The following is a 22,298-nucleotide window of genomic DNA, read 5'->3' on the forward strand; positions in this document are numbered from 1 at the left end:
GGCCTCCAGATGATTGATTTATAATTATAACAGTTTTAAATATAGCTATCTATCGATTTAGCCCTTGGCATTCATTTTCATTGTTATTTGCTAAAAGGTAAATATGTCGTGACTCGCAGAGTTTCTCTACAGCCTCTACCAATTCAGGATTGATGGCTAATTGATCAGCAAGAATATCTAAAAGACCTTCATCATGCAGAGGTTTAAAAAAATTCTCCCAGTTTCGCTTAATTAGCTCTCCTGTTTGCTTGCGAACCTCAAAAGACGTATTTGGACCATGTGCATTTGCACTAAAATCACAATCCAATACATGCAGAGCACCCCCAATCTCACCTAGCTCCTCTAATATACGTTTTGGTAGCAAAGCCTCGTAAGAGGCTGATTTAACTTGTTCTTGCATGCGTTGCATTTTTTCATGGAGCGCATCACTGCCAAATGCAATTGGAGGCAACATTTCGAACTCAGGACCATAGTCATCGACAGCTTCTAGTAAATGACGCTCAACCGCGGCGGTGCTACAAAACTCACCAAAGCTCATGTCATCAAGACTGTCTTTTTTATCAAAGAATTCTGTCGCTTCAGCTAGATGATCATCAATGATTTCCGCAACTTCGTGATAAGAGGAAAGTTCATCGTCGTAGAGAATGGAGCCAGTATGCTCATTATCTACATACACATATTCAATCGCAGAATGCCGAATGTACAGGCACGGCGCTCCGTTATAGGTGGATTCTGCAAAGGATACGGACCAATCAGATTCTAGCGTAAGATCTTCGCCGTCGATATATCCAAAATTCTTACTAATTTCAGCAAACGCTTCAGCGCCTACTTTCTCTTTAAAGTCTTCAGCATCGATATCATCTGCAAACTCAATCATGCGCGAAATATCCTCGCCTTCGGCCGAGACGCAATCCGTAATTAAATTGTATTGTGGCATGTGTGTGATCTCTTTATTTTAATAAAAATTATAACATACTCCCAGATTCCCTCCAAAAGAAATACTTGATCCTTCCTAAGAAATAATTAATATAAGAAAAAATTTAAATATGGAAAGGCATGATTATGGCTGGAACAGGCTTATTAGCTTTATTGGATGATATAACGGTGTTGCTGGATGATATCTCAGCAATGACAAAACTAGCAGGCTCAAAAGTCGGTGGTGTTATTGCTGATGACGTTGCACTGAATGCTGAGCAAGCTACTGGAGTTAAGGCGGAGCGAGAGCTGCCGGTAGTGTGGGCTATTGCAAAGGGCTCAATGTTTAATAAAGTCCTTCTGGTACCCGGCGCTTTAGCGCTGAGTTACTACATCCCTTGGTTGATCATGCCTCTTTTAATGTTGGGCGGGATGTTTCTTTGCTTCGAAGGTGTCGAAAAACTCGCTCATAAATTCCTTCATAGCAAGGAAGAGGATAATGCTCACCATGAAGCACTTGTTAATGCCATCAATGATGAAAGTGTCGATATGGTCGAGTGGGAGCGTAAAAAGATCAAAGGCGCTATACGTACTGACATGATCCTCAGTGGCGAAATCATAATTATCACGTTAGGGGCGATTGCAGGCGCCACCTTTATTGAGCAACTAGGCACTCTAGTCGCCATCTCCATCCTTATTACTGTCGGGGTGTATGGCCTTGTTGCTGGCTTGGTGAAACTGGATGATGTGGGGCTTCATTATATTAATAAGCCAGATACAGCAAAAATGGTTGGGGTGCAGCGCGCTATCGGTCGAAAACTACTGGCATTCGCACCGAAAATGATGAAAACGTTAAGTGTGGTTGGTACTGCAGCAATGTTCATGGTGGGTGGAGGAATTTTGGCTCATGGTGTCCCGGCCATCCATCATGCAATTGAAGCGATCGCCTTAACCATGGCAGATATTCAGACAGTAGGATTTGTTCTTGAGTTTCTTGTCGCTACTTCACTGGAGGCTATTTGCGGCATCGTGGCAGGAGCGGTAGCTGTTGGTGTGTTTGAAGGTGGGTGTAAGTTCTTCGGAAAAGGCAGTGTTGAATCTACGGCATAGAGCTAAGGTATTAAAAAAGCAGGCTTGGCCTGCTTTTTTAATATCTGAATTAAGCTAAATCTGGAATTACTGAATTGATATAGTGAGCAACACTATTTTTTTCAAAGTCTGTAAAGGACCAAGACCCGCCTAGTCTATCCCTTTTCCCGGCCCACACATATGTAAGAGCGGAAACACTGCCATGAGCAGTATCAACCTTCACTTCGTACTCTCCCCCTTCAAATAGATCAAAGAGTGCCTGACTTCCTTGGTCAACGTACCGGAGAAGCATCCCATTCACTGTGGAGTCTTTTTTAGGGACGATAGCTGGATATGGATGGTAATTACTTCTTTCGTCAACACAGAGCCTCTCAAAGCCATTCAGCGTGGCGCTAACCATTGGGAAACGATGTCCGGTCAAGGCTTCAACCAGCTCTGGGCTCATTAAAGTCCCGTAAACAAAAAGCTTTAGTATTTTCTTCGACTGACATAAACCGACTCCTAAAAATCGTAACCTTGGGCATAGCCTACAGAGCGGACATCCACACTTCGACGATCTAAGTGTCCACTGGCAATTAACTCTTCCACCAGTTCTTTTCCTAGTGCTTTATTGTCAGCCGCCTTTGCAAGCAAAGAAATACAGTGGAAGTCATTGTCGTACCAATACTGATTCCCCTTGAAGACAATGCAGTGCTGAGGATCTCGTTCAAAAAGTTGTTTGTGATTCTCAAGAATAAACTGCGCAGCCTGTTTAGGGGTATCGAACATTAATGCTTCTCCATCATGGGCATAAAGAGGCTGAGGCCGGGGCTGGCTTCTGGCTACGAGCACCCTGCTCTCATTGCTGCAATAGTGGGCCCACGCCTTCCCAAAGGTCATTAACTCCATTTCGGGTGTATACCAAAGAGAATCCGTAGGGTGGATGTTGTCAGGTTTATGCTCAGGATTTGGGCCCATTGTATAGCCCATTAATTCCATAATAAGAGTTTGAGCTAGGTATTCTTGAGACATAACCCCTCCATTAAAGGCTGCAGTCGTTATCGTTAGTTAATTCAACTGAAGGCTGTCTGGAGAGCTTAATCTCCGCCTCGTAAGCGCTATTTACCATCCCGTACACTTCATCGACTTCGTAAGGACCAACTTGCCCATCGAATTGCCAGTCATCTAGGGAGGATTTGATAACAATGGGATTTTCAGGGCTTAGTACATGGCCCGACCCATTTAAGAAGTCATGTAGGCCAATCTGCCCACCGGTAATAACAAGTGAACTTTCCTCGAACAAATCACCAAACCGCATTGGATCAATGTCAGCAATAAGGCAAGGAGAAGCATAACCGTTCATATTGTCAATCGTTTCAAAAATCGAATCCATGGAAAGAACTTGTGGTTGATGGGGATTGATTTTGGAATCATCAGCTAATGCCTTTTGCCACTGATCAGAAATATCGCACTCATCTTCTGAGCATAAATCAATGTTGTATTTGGTCTTAACGGCGGATACGTAATCAGAAACTGGAACATTCAGGGCTGTTAAGTAGGCAACGAATGAGTCATCAGGGATGACCATGGTAGATTCGCCTGTCACATGATTGCACTCAACGAGGTTATCCTCCGCATACTTTGAGCCAATTTCAGGCTTAAACATATAAATCATTCTGACCTTGTCGGCATGCTTAAGAACATCAAGGGGAGTTGTCTCATCTTGATCACAGAGTGCTTCCTGATAAAGATTCTTTATAAAATCCTCAACATCAGTTTTATCCAAATGAATGTTTTCTGATTCAAATATCGGTTCGCAGGCTTCAAAAAATGATGCAATGTCAGAATCTTTAAGTTGCCAAGACATAGCTTCGTATGATTGGTCAGGGAACCACTCTTCCTCTTCAAACATATCACCAAGCGCATAGCTCAGCTCCCGTTGAAACAAGTCTGCTCGAGAGAGATTATCTGAATTACCTTCAAGGTTCTTTAGGCTCTCAATAGCAGACTCTATTGATTGGGAAATGACTTTTGTCACATGCTCACCACCAAACCCATTTCGGCCGACTTCGTATCGCTCATAATAACCTTCACTCTTCATTGATTCATACAGCTTGGAGCGAATTTGCTCATAAAATTGATCTGTCGGTGAAGTGCTTAAATCGGGGTCTATCTGAAGATCAATTTCATAAGAATTGCTGTTGGAACCCATATTTAGGGAAAGTGGATAAGAATTCATGAGGTATGACTCTTGTTGTTGTTTTGTTTATTATAACATTAATTAATTTACCGTTAAATTCATTTCTTGCGGATAAGCTTAAGTAAAGGGAGGTAGAGGCATTTAAGGATGGAGTTATATTCACGATCTTCTTTTGCGTACAAGCCCATCCTAAAAACTTCCGGCCTTGACGTTGTGGTGTAAAGAGTTCCAAACAGGTGATCCCAAATTGCTAATTTCATTCCCATATTCTTGTTGTAATGCTTAGGCATGGCACTGTGATGGACTTGGTGCTGAGCAGGGCTAATTAAGAAGTGCTCTATTTTCTTTCCGTAAGACAGCCAGACATGACTATGTCTTAATATGCCGCCCAGTAGATAAAATAGAAAAATAAACATACTGGAGCCAAGGATGGTGAGTTCCTCAAAAGTAAAAGGGATAAATAAGAGCCATAGGCCAACACCTACAGTAGAGCAAGCAAGGATGATAGTCCCATTAACCAAGTAGTCAACAGGATGCATTCGTGCGACAGTAATTGGATTAAGTACTTGAGCCGAATGGTGGACCTTGTGGAACTCCCATAAAAACTTCGATTTATGCATGAGGTAATGTGCAAAAAATAGTGCAAAATCAACAATAACCATCATGTAAATTGAAAATCCAATAGACCAACCAATACTCTCGTTAATCTCTGTGGTGCCGATAAGCCCTCGGAGTTGAATAAACACCAAGGAGCGCTCAAATCCAGCTATTAGCTCCCCTAGCCAATAGGCAATATTAAGTAGTGGCTCCATAAGGGTCGGATAACAGAACACCATGAATAGTTTAATTGGAACAAGGAATCCATAATCAGTGATAGATGACCTATGAAATAGGACTTTGCGTGGAAATATATAGCTTAATAAAGACTTATTTGAGGGAAAGGTTTGCGTGTAAGATAGGTAGTAATAAACCCCACCAGCTAGAAATAATCCGACGATAAAATTCCCCCAGTAAAGGTTTAGACCCGGTATGGAAAAAATGCCGATAACTATGTCTGATAAGGCGTATATTGACTCCATGAATTACCTTTTCATATTTTTACTTGTGCTTTGGGAGATACTCTACGATTGGATTTCTTGCATCCAAGGACCACTCCAATTTTTTAGTGCTCACATTCCAAGCTATAGATTTATCTAAATATTGAACACTCACTTTTTTGTAGTTAGGGGGCACGCCTTTATTGGCTATCCAAGAGCATCTAGTAAGTGTTGAAAAGCCTTCTTTTAGCCACTCTCGCTTGTAAATGATACTAAGCAACAATCCTGTAACTAGTAATGCTAAAGATATAACAACAAGCTGATCATGATTCGATGGGTGCGCCATTAAAGTGGCTACTCCTGCAGCAATGCCTGACGAAGAGAAAAAAACAATTAACAATGCTAGAAAAAACTTACTATGGGGGTACTGCTTGAAAAGTGACACGCCTTAAAACCAACCTTAAATAATGATGCCTTATCATAGCGATAGCAGGCACAAAGTTAAAGTTTAATTTCATTATATTAATTGTTTAATTTTTAAAATAAGTATGCTTATAATAAATTAACAATAACAAGCAGGAGCTTTTTATGAAGAATGCATTTATTTGTTATGTTAGCGATACCGCTGGGCTATATCTTGTTAAGTCATTTAAGCTTCATGCTGCAAGCCCCTATCTCGCCAAAAGAGCTGTGCTTAAGGCGTTCAGATCCCACAATCTTCATTTTTCTAATCTCCGCTTTACTATGTTTCCCGCCCATCAAATGAAAGGTATTTCAAAAGACAAGGGTCCTCTTGGTAACAAAATTGCCAAAGAGCTTAATAGGATGGGGTTCGCCACTTTCTTAAATTGAAGGGCCTTCTTCCTCATTTTCTAGAGAGTGCTGGCGTTGCCGTTCAGCCAACCGAATTACACCTTCAATAAAACGAGGGGTCGCCTGCACCTTATTTAGCGCCCCCTTATCAGGATGTGTATATCCCCCTTCCATAATCATGTCCTTGAGACATTCTTCTGGAGTATCACGTGTTTGGTGTCCATAAAACCCGTCAGCATCGAACTCTGAATAACGGTATCGGCCGGGCTCACTGGCATCAGGTAAAACAAAAGCCCATTGCTCTGAATTGGGGCGTTTCATTTCGAATCCCAAAAATTCCCCACCTGTAAGAGTAATCACATCTTCAAGAATATTCTGTTTTGATATAATTTTAATCCTCCCCTTAGCTCTCAAGGCTAAAGGTCCACATTCAGAATCTTCAAAGAAGAAGACGACATCGTCAAAAAATTCTTGAATATCAGCCCTGAGATCAGGCCGAATTCTCCTGAGATCCTTATAGGCTTTAAAATAAGTATCGTCCCCCATCTTAATCGCAGCAGACAAAACAGCATGAGTATGATGTCCTTTAAGGCTGTCGACCTTATAGTCCAGCTTCTGAAGAATTTGCGTGACTTCGGGGCATGGTATATAGCTTGCTGTAGACATGTAAGTACGCCTTGATTGGTGATTACTGTTATTATAACATTAATCCTAAAGCATTTAATCATAATTAGGCATAAGAATGGATAAGCCAGCAATTCGACATTACCCTGAAGCTGCGAGAAACAACAATAGCATTACAAAGCGCTTTTGTGGTGAGTTTACAGAGTCCAAAAAGGGTACGCGAATCTTGATACTGGAGGCTCGCCCTGAACTAATAAAAGAGCTTGGATACAAGTATAAGGGAATTGTTAGCAACACACTAAATACTATAACTCATGATGGTATGCCTTATAACCTAGATAGCAATTTTTTGTCCGGGAATGATTTTGATGCGATTTATGCTCATCTTGATAATCAGAGGATGTGCTACATCCAAGCGATACAAGATTTGCATCAAAAGCTTAGTCCCGATGAGTCTTCTCTTTCAATAGACTAGTTTACTTCATCCACTTTCTCATTATAATATTGTCATAAATTAGCAATTAAGGACGTTTTGTGTCTTTTAAAAAAATTAATGGAACCATGATCGGGTTGGCATTTTATGTCATTCTTTTTTTGATTATGTATCTATTTGCAACTTTTGTTAGTCCCACGTTGGTGCAAAGCTTTGACTATGAAGGCAAGGTGCCATCAACTTTAACTGAATCTGTGCACTTGCAAAAATTATCTGTCGGAGGGGATTCAGCTGAGATTGCAGTGGCAACTTCATTTAAACTTGATCAAAATAAGGCTCGAATTAACCGCAACACCTACATAATAGAGACAGATCCTAAAGAGCTTGAGGCCTACCCCTTTAAGCTGCGTGTAACTAATGGCAGTGTTACTTATGAGCTAACCAATGCGCAGATTAAGGCAGGTAAGATCAGTAAAGACTCTACGGAAAATCTGATTGAAAAAACAATACTCCCGCGCATTGTTCGAGAAGCGCGTAAGAAGAAAAAAACTAAGAAAATAGAGATTGCTCAAACTGCGGTATCGGAGGCTGAGAAGAAAGATAATATTTCATCGTTTTCCGAATCAGATAGCTCCCTTAACATTAAAGAAAATGAGTGAAATATTGGGATGACGGTAGAGTTGGTGTCTACGCTTTATGGCTATTGAGAGATGGCATTGCTGTCACTAATAATACTTAAAGAAAGTTGAATGCATGAGTTATCCACGTCATCTGTGAGTAACATTGTGGGTTACTTGCGATTTAGTGCCTTACTTCACTAGCCCTACTGGCGCTAAGCCAATTACTCAATATTTAACCACTAGTCCACTCTTGTCTGGTGCTGACTAGATAAACCCTTGTCTATCTAGTCAATATCATTAATACATACTGTAGTCGGGTTATTGATTCCAACTTTATGCTGCAATTATCACGCACTCATTTACCGAACTGATCAATAGATTCTGCAAGCAAGTAATCTGATCATCACTTACTTTACCCTGCTCAAAGTCAAAGTCATGAAGGGAGGAGAATGCTAAATTTCCTTTAACTAATTCCTCATTATTGACATGTAAATTTTCAATTAACTTATAGCAATCAAACCAGTCACCTTTTGACTCACGAAGGGCTTGTTCATGCCTTTGAGCTATAGTGTTATTCAACTGATAGTAATGATTGTTGTTTAGTAGAAAGAGTTCTCTGTAAGGAAGTCCTAGCCCTTCCTGCTCGTACATAGGTAGATCCTCGGAAGGAGGGATTTCGACAACACGCCTCACTACATCAAATTCGATCCTAACTTCCAAAGTGCTTTTAGGATCAATATCGTAAGCTTTGATCGCATTTTCAAAACCTCTAATTACATTATCTGTTATAGAGGTGTAGTTATCGACTGTCTTTGATTTAGATAAGTAATCACCCACTTGCTGGTTCTTGTGAAACAGGCCTACTCTGCAATTTAGAACATATTGCCATCTAAAATCACCATTAACTTTATGCCAGCGGGAGGGTCTGCTTTCTGAGATAAAGCCCTTATCAGAAGCATTAGAGCCTAAAAGGTAAGTCATGATTCCGAATTCAATAGCTGGCATATTGCTGGAGCATCTCGACTCGTAGCGCCAATCACCCTCTGGTTGCTTGAGTTTTATTTGATTCATCCATCATTCCTCCGTTTAGAAATAAGTAAATTCGCCTGATCGATCAATTCCTTTCCGTTTACTGAGTTATAACCGCCATTTGGATCAAGAATAAACAAAAGCTCTGACAAAGCTATTTCAAGTGCGTCCCTGTAATTAAGGAATTCTTGGATTTGGTGGTCAGTCACTTCGTTGGATGCGGGAAGGTATTCTAGCTGGGATGACTTGCAAGCTCTAAGCTGTCTAACTATCTCGATTGCCAAGTGCAGCTCTAATTCTTTTTCATAACTCCAAGGTGAGTCTGCTGCCTCCTTGGAATTGTCCGCCATAATTCTAGATGCCTCGTTACGCATAAGCTCTGCACAGGAATTTAAAGTACGGCTCACAAGAACATTGGTTTCACTGAGATTGATGGCCAGAGCCTGTTCTGTAGCCTCAGCATAATAGTTAAGTGCGGCAGCGACTACATGTTGAATTTTTTTTACTTCAGGATCATTAAATTGAACTTCAGTCATTTGATGTCCGCGCTCACCAGATCTTGATGCTATGTTAATGACTGCCTCAACCACGTCAGGGATGGATTTATGCTTAGTGTTAAGGTCATTTAAGGGGGTGATCCCTTCTGTTAAATTAAGGGTGCGAGAAGAGCATATACTGTCGATATATTCACTTGCTGACAGCTTTGAATCAGCAGTCCAACCATGCTTACAGGCGAGAGAATGAAGTTCAGTCAATGACATTATTATTATCCGAAAGCTCAACACGGATACTATAACACTAATTAAATAAAAAGCCACTAAATATAGCGGCTTTTTAAGTCATAATTATGGTTAGCGTTCTAAAGATGTCTGATTAGGTTCTTTAGCTGACATCAGTTTCATTAGGGTGTCCCTTACCTTCATGTCGCCTTCTGATAGGTAGTTTGCTGCATAAACAGACAACGCTTTTGAGGCCTGCTGAATCTTACCAAGGGTGGCATCCCAGTTTGAGCTGATAACTGTAGCTAGAGCTGTAGATCGCTCTGTACCTTCCAGCTCCTTCAGGCTGCTGACCTGCTCTTTAATATCTGAAAGCAAGGCTATAGTGGCAGACGGCTTATAATCACCTTCTGCGGCACATTGGATATGATTAAGTAGATTCATTTCATAGTTCGACATTCCGTCATAATTCTGATCAGATGGCGTTACGTAAGGGAGTACATCCTTGTAGTCATCAGCGAGGTGACTAATAGCTAAATCCTGTTCCATTCCGACCATAAGATCGAATTCCGGTTCCATAGCGACCAGATCTGGCTGGCTTGTATAGTGTTCATGCGCGATCCAGTGGAAATTATCAGCTTGTGAAAATCGTTCAATTTCAGAGGCGAGTTCGGCTGCTTTTTTGAACACTGTAAGACCTGATTTATCGAGTTCTTCACTGCCATTGCTGTGCAATGTTTTCAGCTGTTCAATGTCCAGTGTCTCGAGTATGTAGCGCTCGCCGGGCTCAGAGCCTGTCGCATAGATAAGCTTGCTGTCAGGCAGCACTCTCAAAGAGTCCGAAGGCTTAACCTCGCCTCTTACATCGACAAAGACACCACCTGCGGGAGACTCAACAATATCGCACTCCACAAAGCGGTTCATTTCGCGCAGAGCGGCTTTAAGTTCCTTATCCGTAATTTCTACAGTATACCGAGGGCTTGCAAGGGCCATATTGCTCTCAATATCCTCAAGCTCTGCATGAAAATCATAGATATCATTAAAGTCTAAGTCTGAGTAATCTACAGAGCCGAATATGCCTTCATCTTTAAGAAATTGAGCATGGCTATCTGGCAGGTCTTCGCCCTTATTCGCAAAATAGGAATCCAGCATAGATTTAACAATATCAGGATGTTTAGGCTTAAAGGTATGTAAGAATTCAGCCTGCCACTGATTGTATCGAGCGTTAACCTCCTCAATCTGCCCTTGGAACTGCTCAACAGGCTTAAGACGACCACGCGCCATTAAAGCATTCAGTGCTACACCACCTTCATCTGTGGCTAAACTAAAAGATACCCCTTTAGCTGCCTGATCTGGGAAATGATTTGCAACTTCGCCTAGCAGCGCATTCATGATGCCCTGTTGCTTGTGTTTTGATTCCATATAATGCACTTCAAGCTTATCATCATAAGACACGAGATCAATGTGTCCTACAACCTCGCCATCCCTGTAAGCTGAAATGGTGAAGTTGGATTGTCCTGAATAGGCTGCAGTATTCTCAGTGGTAAATTCCATAGCAATATATTCCTAATGCCTTTTTGTAAATTATAACAGTTATAATTTAATAATTAAATTAATAAATCCCTACAAGGGTTAGAACACCCACTATAACTGTGCAGAACAAAGTGGAGCAAAATAGCAATAAAGAATACAGTGCAAGCTTGGAATTAATTTCAGGCGAACCCTCGTAGTCTAATGAATGCATCGCATATAAGCTGAGGCACGCCACAGTGAATCCGATTGTAAAGCTGGGTTGATACGTCATCGTAATGACAATAGGAGCCAGCAAAGGTGTTAGGATTAGAAGCATAGAAAACAACATCAATGCGGTAAAGAAAGCATCACCTTGATATTCTATCGGGGTTCGGCCAAAGTCCCTACCCATCCCATACCAGTAACGGCCACGTAAGCGATACGCAGGTGGCTGTGGCCTATATTTTCCTGTTCCTCGTGAGAGCTGATCTTCTTCGGTAGGTTGTCGCATAAAACTCTCCAGTAAAAAGCCCCCTTAAGGGGGCTAGAACAAAACAGGGTGATAATTAGGAGTCTTGATTCTCTAATTTTGGTGTCGACTCCACCACTTCAATTGGAATTGATTTGGGCTTCGCTTCTTCCGGAATATTACGTTCCAGATTAATTGTCAGGATGCCGTCCTGCATCCCAGCTCCAGTTACTTCGATATGCTCGTACAATGGGAACTGTCGCTTAAAAGCACGCTTTGCGATGCCTTGATGGATGTATTTAGGTGCTTCCGCGCCATCGGGCTTTGTAATCTTGCCCTCGACATTAAGGATGTTTTTCTCAACGAAAATATTAATATCTGACTGGGAGAACCCTGCTACAGCGATACAGATTGCAAATTTATCATCCGAGAGAGCGACTAAGTCATACGGTGGGTATTTGACCTCTTTTTGCCCTTCTGCAAGTTGGTGAGCATGGGTAAGCATGTCATGCAGGCCAATGACGTTAGGTAGCACAGAAGACAGGTCAGTGAGTGAGAAAGTACGTTGATTCATAAGATATTTCCTTCTATTAAGCAAAATATGTAATTGTTAATCATCACCCCGAAGCGGTGAAGTAAGTCCAGCATTGCTGCGACTTAGTAATAATATAACGTCTATTAAATACAATTTCAACCCCACTGCTCTTTTAAGTATATTTTTTTCGTGTACACTCCAGATCAATTTCATATAAAAAAGAAAAATTAATCTATGTTAACTCGGTACCAGTCCTTTGACTTCGTTGAAAAGTTTGTCGCTATAGGATATTGCTTCACAGTGATTGTGATTTTAATAACGCATCAGTATGGCAGCTTGGCTATGACCTCTATAGCTGCAGTAACACTTATCATTAGTATAGCCTTGCTATGGTCAAAAGACTCATATAGTAACCATATCTTTCAGCTGTCACTTGCAATAAGTGTATGGGTTATATTGGTGCTTAATTTATTAAGGTCGAGTTCTGGCATGGGGCTTCTACCACTCGCCCCAACATTAATAACAGGTGTGGGAATTTTTACTATAAGTAAGCTTAGCCTTACAGAATGGAAGAAATTGCTTATTGAGGATGGGAAAATTAGTTAATTCTGTGTATATTAAACTTGAAAAGTCGATGTAGATGCCCCTCCCAGAGGGGCTGATACATTTAGTTAAGAGAGCAGACTTGATCAACTTCCTTCGAAAGTTTATTTACTTGGCTTATAAATAGGAACTCCCATTTATCTAAATGCTCACCTACAGTATCTTTTACAACATCATCCTCGCATACTTCATATTCAGATCCATTGATTGTATTAGCGAGATCAAGTAGGAAGTTGCTAGGAGCATCTGTAGAGCTCGGTGAGGACAGGGGTCCACCCAGCACTATGCCGTCAGTATCTTGATATACTTCATCTTCTACTGAATGTGCTTGCGGGTTTGTTAGGTGTTGATTTGCCAAATAAGATGCATCGAGTGTAATTTCAGCCTGAGTCTTGCCCTCAAAAGCTGCCGCATCGCCTGCCATGTAAGCGGAAGCTCCCGCATTGCCGGAATTCCGAGATTTTTCGCACATCTTATTAAAATCGTGCTCTGTTGCAATGAAGTGCAATTTAAATAATGGGTTTTCTTCTTTTGGGCATGGCAAGTAGTTGGCAGCCACTCTAAATGGTTTCTTTTGCTCTTCAAGTACATGGTTTACATGATCCGTTACGGATTCTGCGATTGAGTACCCTACTTCCTCATCGTGATGAAAGTCTGACATGCAAAAACTCCTCTAATTTTATTATTATTATAACAAATATCAAAACAAGAATACACTTCTCGCTTCTCTTGTAATAAAAATTTAAGTCCGTATAATCCATTGCGCGAAAGTTACACCCTTGGTTAAAGGATTAACCAAGAGCCTCTAGCCTCTCCGTCGTTTCACGTGAAAGGCTACCTAAGTTTATTTGTAGCATTGCCACCATGCCCTAGCAGGGTAGCCGCTATTACAGATTAGTAAGTGATAGTATCCGCCGCTTTTGTAAATAGAATATCTTTCACCAATCCTTGAGGTGCCTGTACCTAGCAGATCGCAATTGACCCATGAGCTTTCAACAAGACGGGTAGTTTTACAGCCACGACTACGAGGGTAAAAGAAGCCTGACTTATAGTCCGTTAGTGTAAATCCTCCCGGTTTCTTCCATTTACCACTAACACATGATAGTACTTCTCCATTGGATTTAGTTGCAATGCGTCCATTCGGAGAACATGACCTACCCTCTGTAGCTCGAGATCTAATGGTCAAATCACCCTCCAAGGAATCTATCGTTGAGTTCCCCTCTACAATTAAGTTCCCCTTGAGATTGGCCTCTCCTTGACTCTTAAGGTAACCTGTAACCGTTAAGTTCTTCTGAGCAAATAGGTTGTTGCTTATAATAGCATCTTGCTTAACTTCTAGGTTGCCATCCAGTTTAGTTGTCTCAGCAATCTTTAGCATACCCAAGCCAATAATATCATCTGCCACACGCGTTTCACCTTGTGTATGTGCACTACCATCTACTCTTAGATTTCCGTTTGAGCTAATATCCGAGTGGCTTATCGCCTCTCCATTGGTGGTAATTGCCCCATTAACATTCACGCCATCATAAACGAATATATCCTTATTTGTTTCAATGTATTCATGTGCATGAGCATCGTTTAGAACTGAGCTATTCCCGGATATATTCATGTTAGACCCCGCATGAATATCATTGAGGGCTACCGCATTACCTTTTGCATAAGCCGTTCCTTTTACTAGAATGTCTTGATGTGAATGTATATTGCCAACGGCATGAATTGATTGATCTGCCTCAATAACACCATCTGAATTAAAGTCTCCTGATATATTCACATCATCTTGAATGAGAAGTTGCCCATGTATCTCAGTATCAAAGTTAACAACAAGATCACCCGTCAAGATCGATCCATCCCCTAGGATTAGGCTTTCACCATCTAGGGCGCTTACCCGATATACATTCTCCAATGTCCTTTTTTCATCATCGGTATTCTCAAAATTAATGCTACCTTGCATGGTATTTGAACCATCCCTATAGAGCCAAACATCCTCCAAGATAGGTGCACTATGCGCATTGATAGTGATTTGGGCGGTAGATGGATCTGAGGATATACTCCCGAGAGATGAGGATGCTGGTGAAAACAATGTTGAATTCCCACCTGCAGCAATAGCTGCAATTCCTGCAAGATCTGGTCGAGCCTCTCCCGAGTCTGTCTGATATGGAGTAGATTCTGATCTAATTGAAACAATGGCCCTTCCGGTCGAATCAATGCTCGTTGAAATGACGGAGTTAAAGGACAGGTCGCCGGGGATATGGGTTTCTTCAAAGCTGCAAGGTAAGTGTGGCTTATCGGCTGAACCTCCACATGAGGAGTCTTTAAGCCAATCCAAGCCTACATTGGTACTGCTCTTAATGATGGAAGGGTCTTTTGCGGCAGACATGGCAAAAGACTTAAGGGCATTATGATATTGGAAAAGCATTTGGCCTGCACTTTTTGCATTTCCCTGCCTTAAGTCGTGGCGTATGCTTATTGATGAAAGCACTATTGCTGTAGAAATTATGGAAAGAACCACCAAAATTTCAACAAATGTAAAACCGTATTCTTTATGTTTCATTTATTAAATCCAATATTAAAAGTAATGAGACTTGGTTTATTTGAAGCACTGCCACCACCAGCGACCTCTCCAATCTCCCCTGCAGCCGCGCATATAGTAATCTCCATTGCTATTTTTATAGATCCGTGCGTGCTCCCATCGCCCCAAGCCACCTGTGCCTGTTAGACTGCAAATGGCATACGATTTATCTGCAATGCGAGATGTCTTGCAAGACTTCCTACTGGGAGCGAGCACGCCACTTTTTGTCTGCGACACAATAAAGTCCCCCATTTTCTTCCACTTGCCATTTGCGCAAGATAAAAGCTCTCCGACACTGTCTGTCGCAATTCTGCCATTAGGGCTACAGCCCCTGCCTACGGTACCGCGTGGTGCGACTTGCAAATCTCCGCTCAAAGTATTGAAAGTAGATTTTCCATCCACTTTCACATCTTGATTAAATTCGGCATCCCTTTTTGCATGCAGGTTGCCATTAACGAAAACATTATTTCCTACCGAAGTGTTGCCGCCTATGGTTGCGAGTCCAGAAACTGCAAGATTATCATCAAGAATGGAGTCGCTCGAAATAACAATCCCTTTGGCGCCAATAATATCAAGACCTGACTCAACCGTTCCTTTTACAGTAGCGCTGTTTGCGGCACGCATATTATCCAGCGCTGTTATTTCACCTTTGGCTGCAAAATAACTTTGAGTAGAAATATCTCCAGATACATGAAGTTCTCCACGAGTTGAAATACCTTTTCCGGCTGACATGTTGGCAGATACATCCAGAGCGCCATCAATATTCGTATTCTGACCTGATGATGTATTTTGGCCTGAGGTGATATTGCCATCCATATCAGCGGATTTAGCTATACTAATAGAGCCGTCAGATATGAAACTTGAATCGGAAGAAATGTTAGATTTGGTGTGAATATCACCTTTGGAATGGATTAATCCGGCGACACTAATATCGCCATGAGTTTCTAAGTCATTTTGAACAAGAAGGCTGCCGTATATTGAAGTGTCATAATCCACGACTAAATTACCCGATAAGGATGCGTCGCCAAATATTAAGTTCCTACTATTTTTGGGTAGAATTTTGGAAACATTCGTTAGGTTCCGGTCTTCGTTATTAGTATTCGAAAATGTGATAGAGGCATCCATAGGCGTGGTACCATCGGTTCTCAACCAAACATCTGACGACAACGGTGTATTCGAGGCGGTCATACTAATTGTCGCAGTCTTTGGATTAGATGATAAATCCCCAAGAGACTGGGATATTGGAGTCAGTATTGAGCTATTACCACTAGCCGTGATGGCGGCTAGTCCTGCGAGGTCCGGCCTAGCAAGGCCATCTTTTGAGATGTATGGGCTAGTCTCGGAATTGATTGTTATTATAGTATCGCCGTTAGAATTATTGGATGTTGAAACATTTGCTTTATAGTTTAATCCGCCGAACGGAAAATTCTCTTGAAAAGAGCACGGAAGATAGGCTTGATCTGCTGTCCCGCCGCAGCCAGTATCCTTTAGCCATTTGACCCCTGTATGTGATCCAGTTGAGATCGAGGATGGATCAACCGATGCTCTTAGGGCATACGCCTTTAGAGCATTGTGATATTGGAACAATTGTTGGCCGACAGACCTTGCTTGATCAACCTTATCTGCATGAGATTGTTGCTGGGCATAAAAGGCCACCCCGATGCTAACTATCGCCAACATTACAACAATTTCAATAAGTGTAAATCCAGTTTCCATTTTTTTCATTGCATTTGGTACCTAAAATTGATCGTGCTCTACTTCAAGCATTTGTAATAAGCTGTGCCGGTCCATCCACCACGGCAGCCCCGGATATAGAAGCTTCCGCCACTTTTATATATGAAGATGTACTCCCTTTCGGCCACTCGAGCATGTCCTGTAAAGGTACACATTTGATATGAGCTATCTGCAATACGCCTACTACTACAGCCTTCATGGGGCGGCGTAAAGGAGCCTGAGATTATTTTATTTGGCTGTAAAGAGGCTACTCTTTTCCACTTCCCTGAGACGCAGCTTAATAAGTTTCCTGCAGAGTCGGTGCCGATCCTACCTATAGGGCTGCAACCACCCCCCGAACTGACTCGTGTTCTAATTGTCAGGTTGCCATCAAGTTCATCAGTCTTTACTGCTTTGCTGAAGGTGGAGTTTCCACTAATTTTGGTTTCGCCGTCCACGGTCAGTCTGCCAAGAATACTTAGATCCATGTTAGCCAATACGTCACTTTGTAGGGAAACGTTATTGCGAGCAAAAAGTCTGCCCTTCAATATAGAATCCCCGGATATTTCTAATCCCTTCGCACCGATAATATCGTCTTGCGCCTCAAGCGTGCCACCTACTTCTAAGTTTTCACCAACCTCTATGTTAGTGCCTGCAATAATGTCACCGTCTGCATGAATGGCGTCGCCATATATTCCGTTGTCAGCATGTAAAGAGCCGCCTGATACTAAATTTTGCCCTACTGTAATATCCTCTCTGACGAAGATATTTTTCCCCGCAGTCAGATCATTGTCAACCACTAAGTCTTTTTGAGCTGACATGCTTAATCCTACGGTTATATCATTTCCTGAATCTAGATCTATTGATGCAGTTAAATCTCCATCTGCACTAATATTACCCTCAGAAGTAATTGAGCCATCGGCGTAAATAGAGCCTAATGTGTAACTATCCCCCTGAACGTTCAGGTTGTCTTGGACTTGGAGTTTTCCAAAAATTTCAGTGTCGTACTCTGAGATAAATTTGCCGGAAAGAATGCCGCCCCCGAGAATTAATGACCCTCCATCTTCTGCAGTAATTCGATTAACTCCATTTAGGTTTCTTTCTTCGTCATTGGGGCTTGAGAATCGAATCTTGCCTTCCATAGGGTTGCTTCCATCGACCTTAAGCCAAACGCTTTGTGCGACGGGTGAGTTATATGCCGTCATGGTTATTTTGGCAGTAGAAGGATCGCTCGAGATATTTCCAAACGATGCTGAAACTGGGGTAAATAATGAACTTTGACCGCTAGCTGAAATTGCTGCGACACCTGCTAAATCACCCCTTGGAATTCCCCCGTATGTAAAAGGTGTTGTGTTCGAGGTTATGCTGATGAGCTCCTCCCCCGCCGGGGTTGTTGCTGTTGAGACTGTAGCCTCGAAGGATAGCTTTCCAAAAGGGGTAATTTCTTGAAAGTCACATCGTAAGAAGGAGGTGCTTGCAGTTCCACCGCAGCTACTGTCTTTTAACCAATCAACACCTGTAAATGTGCCTGTAGCAATACCAGTTGGATTAAGTGATTTGCTTATTGCGTATGACTTGATTGCATTATGGTATTCAAATAATTGCTTTCCAGTGACTTTAGCTAGTGCCATGCGCATTTGGTGCTGCTCATGTTGCACGAACAATAAAACACCTATAGCCATAATGGCGAGTGACATTATCAATTCAATTAGGGAAAAGCCCTTTTGCTGGTTCAACATACGTAAGTCTAGGTTATTTATTATTTTCTACTATAATATAGCAAGTCGCTGATCAATGCCATACTGAACACGTCACAATTGAATTGAATATAAATGCCACTGGCAATTAGCCGATTAAAATAGCTCAGCTAACTCGATTTGGCACCTTAAGTGCCATCACATATCCCTTTTAAGGCATTCACAATCAATAATTATTCCTTATAATAAGGTAACCTTAAAAATACCTATAAAGGAAATGCTTTATGCAACTTTCAACCTTGCTAAACCGAGGGGCGTTTATCTTATTCCTCAGCGTGTGCTTCATTAATGCGTTCGTCGATGTAGGGCATAAAGCCCTTATTCAAAGTGCGATTTTTAAGGCTTATGACGGTGATATGCAGATCATCCTGACTGCGGTCATTAATGGATTGATCTTATTGCCTTTTATTCTCTTGTTCTGGCCAGCGGGAAGTCTGGGTGATCGCTATCCAAAGAATCAGACCCTTAAATGGTCAGCGTTGGCTGCGGTGGGTATTACTGCAGGCATTACTGTAAGCTACATGCTCGGAAATTTCTGGCTCTCCTTTGGGTTAACGTTCTTATTGGCTGCCCAGAGCGCCCTCTACTCCCCAGCTAAGTATGGTTACATTAGAGAGTTGCTTGGTCAGGATCAATTATCCCGTGGTAACGGTGCTGTTCAGGCCGTGACGACCATCGCGATATTGCTAGGCCTTGCAGCCTTTGCGGCTTTATATGAATGGCGTATTGGTGGTGTAGAGTCCTTATCAACATCGGAAAGCCTGAAAACCATGGTTCCAATGGGTCTTCTAATGGTTGGTTTGAGCGTAATTGAGTGGATTGCGGCCTGCAAATTGCCGGACGTTCAGCCGGTTGCAGATAACAAGCCTCATGATCGTCAAGGTGTTTTCAAACCTGTCACTCAAAAGGCGGCGATTCTTTGGTCTGTTTTGGGTCTAACAGCGTTCTGGTCGGTAAGTCAGCTGATCGTCGCAGTATACCCGTCCTATATTGAGCAGACATACGGCATGCATAATACTGCCATAATACAAATGATCATGGCGCTAGCAGGATTAGGTATTGTAGTGGGTTCTGTGATTGTCAGTAGAACGGCTAAGCATCACATTGAGACAGGCTTTATCCCGATTGGTGCGCTTGGCTTCTGTGCGTCATTGGTTTACCTACCGGGTGCAGAATCAGTACTGACCCAAGGCCTCGCATTCTTCTTTATGGGCGTGAGTGGCGCATGGTTGATTGTACCTTTTAACGCGCTGATCCAGTTCCACTCTGATGATCACGAAGCAGGTCAGGTGCTTGCAAGCAATAACTTAGTGCAAAATATCGGTATGGTGACAGCCCTTGGTTTAACGGTTGGTGCAGCAATGCTGTCATGGTCAGCTGAGTATCTGATTTATGCGGGTGCAGTAGTTGCCTTAATTACATGTGCTAAAGCCGTTATTACGTTACCTCATGCCTTATTGCGGTTTGTGATCGGTGTTCTTATGCGCCAGCGCTACAAGTTAATTGTCGATGGGTTCGAGCACATGCCGCGGGAAGGTGGTCTACTGCTGGTCGGAAACCACATTTCGTGGATCGACTGGGCCCTCATCCAGCTTTCCACGCCTCGCCCTGTTCGCTTTGTGATGGAGAAAACCATTTACAATCGCTGGTACCTTAAATGGGTGTTAGATATAGCGAAGGTCATCCCTGTGTCTTCTGGTGCGTCAAAAGGGGCTATTTCAGCTATGACGGATGCACTTAATGCGGGTGAAGTGGTTTGTATTTTCCCAGAGGGTGCGATTAGTCGTAATGGACACCTCGGCGAATTTAAGAAAGGTGCAATACGTGCACTGGAAAACGCTCAGGACGATGTAAAAGTCATGCCCTTCTACTTGGGTGGTTTATGGGGTAGCGGCATGTCACGCGCAAAAACAGGCCTAATGCAGAATCGGCAAGTTGAGTCCCTGCGCCGTGAGGTCTATGTAACGTATGGTCAGTCAATCCCTGCAAGCAAAGCTACCTTGGAAGGCTTGAAGCAATCCGTGTTTGAGCTGTCAGAGCAAACTTGGGAGCATTTGGCTGAGCATCAGGAAAGTGTGCCACACAGCATCCTTAAGACCGCGCGTAAACGCCTCTCTCAGAATGCAATCATTGATACCCGGATGGGTGAGATGACATACCGCCGCCTGATTGGCGCTGCGTATAGCATGATGCCTGAGTTCCGCAAAACTCAGAAAGACAACATTGGCTTGTTGGTACCCACCAGTTCCGCAGGTGTATTGGCGAATGTGTCTGCAATGATGGCGGGTAAAACAGTCATCAATATGAATTACACAGCCTCCTCCGATGCACTTAAAGCGTCACTTGATCTGGCGGAGGTCGATACAATTGTTACGTCTAGGCAGTTTATGACCAAGCTGACCGCGAAAGGCATGCCGTTGGAGCCGGTTTTGGAAGGCCGTGAGGTAATTTACTTAGAAGATGTAAAAGAGCGCATGAGCAAGCAGAAAGCGCTTTGGAACATCTTCGTCACTGCCAAGCTTATGCCTGCCGCATGGATGCTACGTCATGTAAACACAAAGCGTCCTGCTGCAATCCTTTTCTCTTCCGGCAGTGAAGGGACACCCAAAGGCGTTATGCTGAGTCACACCAACCTGATGGCAAATGTGAAGCAGATTTCTGACGTGCTGAATACACAGACTGATGATCGGGTAATGAATCAATTGCCAATCTTCCATGCCTTTGGCTACACCGCGTGTATGCTGATGCCGTTAATTGAAGGCATGCCAATGATTACACATCCTGACCCGACTGATGCGGTTAATGTCGGCAAGGCAGTTGCAAAACATCGTGCAACGATCATGTGTGCCACTTCAACCTTCCTACGTTTATACACAAAGAACCGCCGTGTTAAGCCGCTAATGTTTGATTCTCTGCGCATCGTAGTGAGCGGTGCTGAACGACTGGCTAAGGACGTTCGGGACGGTTTTGAAGGTAAATTCCACAAGCAGATACTCGAAGGCTACGGCATGACCGAGGGCTCCCCTGTGGTAGCCGTTAACTTGCCAAATGCTCTTGATACGTCCTACTGGGTCGAACAAATCGGACATAAGAATGGCTCTGTAGGTATGCCATTGCCGGGCACCTCTATCCGTGTGGTCGATTATGACACCAACGAAACACTCCCTGTGGGTGAGGAAGGTCATATTCTGGTAAGTGGCCCACAGATGATGGAGGGCTACCTGAACCTGCCTGAAAAGACGGCTGAGGTCTTTGTCGAGCTGGATGGTAAGCGGTTCTATAAAACTATGGATAAAGGTCGTATGGATGCGGATGGCTTTATTACAATTGTCGACCGGTATAGCCGCTTCTGTAAAAGTGGGGGCGAAATGATCTCACTTTCAGCTGTGGAGGCTGCAGTACAAGATGCTGTCGGACTCAATGATGAGCTTATCATTGCTGCATCTGCTAAAGAATGTCCTAAAAAAGGTGAGAAGGTAGTTCTCTGTCACAATGGCAAGAATCTCGATACTGGATCTCTCCTCAAGCGGATGACTGAAGCAGGCATTCCATCAATTATGCAACCATCGGAATGGATCTATATGAATGATATCCCAACTTTAGGTACAGGTAAGGTAGATCATAAATCGATAAAGACCCTCATCACCTAAGTATCAATTGATACAAATAAAAACGCTTGCTA

The 22,298-nt window shown here is 42.7% G+C and carries 21 protein-coding genes and 1 pseudogene; 5 read left to right on the forward strand and 17 right to left on the reverse strand.

All coding sequences use genetic code 11. The features are described from left to right. Window positions 1-49 precede the first annotated feature (49 nt). Window positions 50-937, reverse strand: a complete 888-nt coding sequence (locus ACMXYT_RS18080; protein ID WP_415912996.1) for a hypothetical protein — start codon at window positions 935-937, stop codon at window positions 50-52. Between the two features lie 125 nt (window positions 938-1,062). Here ACMXYT_RS18080 and ACMXYT_RS18085 point away from each other — a divergent pair, with 125 nt between their 5' ends. After that, the gene (locus tag ACMXYT_RS18085; RefSeq protein WP_415912997.1) at window positions 1,063-2,025 is read left to right on the forward strand and encodes a DUF808 domain-containing protein; all 963 of its coding nucleotides are present in this window, start codon (window positions 1,063-1,065) and stop codon (window positions 2,023-2,025) included. On the opposite strand, the pseudogene ACMXYT_RS18090 reads toward ACMXYT_RS18085, so the two are convergent. The 6 genes and pseudogenes from ACMXYT_RS18090 to ACMXYT_RS18115 all read right to left on the reverse strand — a co-directional run. Next, window positions 1,990-2,067, reverse strand: a pseudogene (locus ACMXYT_RS18090) (hypothetical protein); the annotation flags it as partial. The gene ACMXYT_RS18085 and the pseudogene ACMXYT_RS18090 sit on opposite strands and share 36 nt — an antisense overlap. 7 nt (window positions 2,068-2,074) lie before the next feature. Then, entirely contained in the window at window positions 2,075-2,479 is a 405-nt protein-coding gene (locus tag ACMXYT_RS18095; RefSeq protein WP_415913434.1) for a gamma-glutamylcyclotransferase family protein, read from the reverse strand. A gap of 26 nt (window positions 2,480-2,505) precedes the next feature. Further along, window positions 2,506-3,015 (reverse strand): hypothetical protein, encoded by a 510-nt coding sequence (locus ACMXYT_RS18100; RefSeq protein ID WP_415912998.1) that lies wholly within the window; start codon window positions 3,013-3,015, stop codon window positions 2,506-2,508. Window positions 3,016-3,025: 10 nt separating this feature from the next. Continuing rightward, the gene (locus ACMXYT_RS18105; protein ID WP_415912999.1) at window positions 3,026-4,222 is read right to left on the reverse strand and encodes a hypothetical protein; all 1,197 of its coding nucleotides are present in this window, start codon (window positions 4,220-4,222) and stop codon (window positions 3,026-3,028) included. A gap of 59 nt (window positions 4,223-4,281) precedes the next feature. Continuing rightward, window positions 4,282-5,262, reverse strand: a complete 981-nt coding sequence (locus ACMXYT_RS18110) for a sterol desaturase family protein (protein WP_415913000.1) — start codon at window positions 5,260-5,262, stop codon at window positions 4,282-4,284. 19 nt (window positions 5,263-5,281) lie between these two features. Beyond that, window positions 5,282-5,665: a hypothetical protein gene (locus tag ACMXYT_RS18115; protein WP_415913001.1), complete on the reverse strand. Its 384-nt coding sequence runs from the start codon at window positions 5,663-5,665 to the stop codon at window positions 5,282-5,284. Between the two features lie 143 nt (window positions 5,666-5,808). Between ACMXYT_RS18115 and ACMXYT_RS18120 the strand changes: the two genes are divergently transcribed. Next, window positions 5,809-6,072, forward strand: a complete 264-nt coding sequence (locus ACMXYT_RS18120) for a hypothetical protein (RefSeq protein ID WP_415913002.1) — start codon at window positions 5,809-5,811, stop codon at window positions 6,070-6,072. Here ACMXYT_RS18120 and ACMXYT_RS18125 read toward each other — a convergent pair. Beyond that, a complete protein-coding gene (locus ACMXYT_RS18125; RefSeq protein WP_415913003.1) occupies window positions 6,064-6,699 on the reverse strand; it encodes a hypothetical protein in 636 nt (211 codons plus the stop codon). The two genes, ACMXYT_RS18120 and ACMXYT_RS18125, sit on opposite strands and share 9 nt — an antisense overlap. A 76-nt stretch (window positions 6,700-6,775) precedes the next feature. On the opposite strand from ACMXYT_RS18125, the gene ACMXYT_RS18130 reads away from it, so the two are divergent. After that, the gene (locus ACMXYT_RS18130) at window positions 6,776-7,132 is read left to right on the forward strand and encodes a hypothetical protein (RefSeq protein WP_415913004.1); all 357 of its coding nucleotides are present in this window, start codon (window positions 6,776-6,778) and stop codon (window positions 7,130-7,132) included. 59 nt (window positions 7,133-7,191) lie between these two features. Beyond that, a complete protein-coding gene (locus ACMXYT_RS18135; protein WP_415913005.1) occupies window positions 7,192-7,749 on the forward strand; it encodes a hypothetical protein in 558 nt (185 codons plus the stop codon). Between the two features lie 294 nt (window positions 7,750-8,043). Here ACMXYT_RS18135 and ACMXYT_RS18140 read toward each other — a convergent pair whose 3' ends face one another. The 9 genes from ACMXYT_RS18140 to ACMXYT_RS18180 form a co-directional block, all read right to left on the reverse strand. Next, on the reverse strand, window positions 8,044-8,781 hold the full coding sequence (locus tag ACMXYT_RS18140; protein ID WP_415913006.1) for a hypothetical protein: 738 nt from the start codon (window positions 8,779-8,781) through the stop codon (window positions 8,044-8,046). Further along, a complete protein-coding gene (locus tag ACMXYT_RS18145) occupies window positions 8,778-9,500 on the reverse strand; it encodes a hypothetical protein (RefSeq protein ID WP_415913007.1) in 723 nt (240 codons plus the stop codon). The genes ACMXYT_RS18140 and ACMXYT_RS18145 overlap by 4 nt, the downstream gene beginning before the upstream one ends. Before the next feature lie 90 nt (window positions 9,501-9,590). Then, on the reverse strand, window positions 9,591-11,012 hold the full coding sequence (locus tag ACMXYT_RS18150) for a hypothetical protein (protein ID WP_415913008.1): 1,422 nt from the start codon (window positions 11,010-11,012) through the stop codon (window positions 9,591-9,593). A 58-nt stretch (window positions 11,013-11,070) separates the two neighbouring features. Further along, a complete protein-coding gene (locus tag ACMXYT_RS18155; RefSeq protein WP_415913009.1) occupies window positions 11,071-11,481 on the reverse strand; it encodes a hypothetical protein in 411 nt (136 codons plus the stop codon). A gap of 55 nt (window positions 11,482-11,536) precedes the next feature. Beyond that, window positions 11,537-12,013, reverse strand: coding sequence for an Hsp20 family protein (locus ACMXYT_RS18160; RefSeq protein WP_415913010.1), 477 nt, complete (start codon window positions 12,011-12,013; stop codon window positions 11,537-11,539). A gap of 628 nt (window positions 12,014-12,641) precedes the next feature. Beyond that, entirely contained in the window at window positions 12,642-13,238 is a 597-nt protein-coding gene (locus tag ACMXYT_RS18165; RefSeq protein WP_415913011.1) for a hypothetical protein, read from the reverse strand. A 183-nt stretch (window positions 13,239-13,421) separates the two neighbouring features. Next, entirely contained in the window at window positions 13,422-15,128 is a 1,707-nt protein-coding gene (locus ACMXYT_RS18170; RefSeq protein WP_415913012.1) for a prepilin-type N-terminal cleavage/methylation domain-containing protein, read from the reverse strand. Between the two features lie 36 nt (window positions 15,129-15,164). Then, entirely contained in the window at window positions 15,165-16,871 is a 1,707-nt protein-coding gene (locus ACMXYT_RS18175) for a type II secretion system protein (protein WP_415913013.1), read from the reverse strand. 29 nt (window positions 16,872-16,900) lie between these two features. Next, window positions 16,901-18,598: a prepilin-type N-terminal cleavage/methylation domain-containing protein gene (locus ACMXYT_RS18180; protein ID WP_415913014.1), complete on the reverse strand. Its 1,698-nt coding sequence runs from the start codon at window positions 18,596-18,598 to the stop codon at window positions 16,901-16,903. 242 nt (window positions 18,599-18,840) lie between these two features. Between ACMXYT_RS18180 and ACMXYT_RS18185 the strand changes: the two genes are divergently transcribed. Continuing rightward, window positions 18,841-22,266 carry an acyl-[ACP]--phospholipid O-acyltransferase gene (locus ACMXYT_RS18185; RefSeq protein ID WP_415913015.1) on the forward strand — a complete coding sequence of 1,142 codons (3,426 nt, stop codon included), beginning with the start codon at window positions 18,841-18,843 and terminating at the stop codon, window positions 22,264-22,266. Window positions 22,267-22,298: the final 32 nt, after the last annotated feature.

This window comes from Neptuniibacter sp. QD37_11, from assembly GCF_047778105.1.
Classification (GTDB): Bacteria; Pseudomonadota; Gammaproteobacteria; order Pseudomonadales; family Balneatricaceae; genus Neptuniibacter.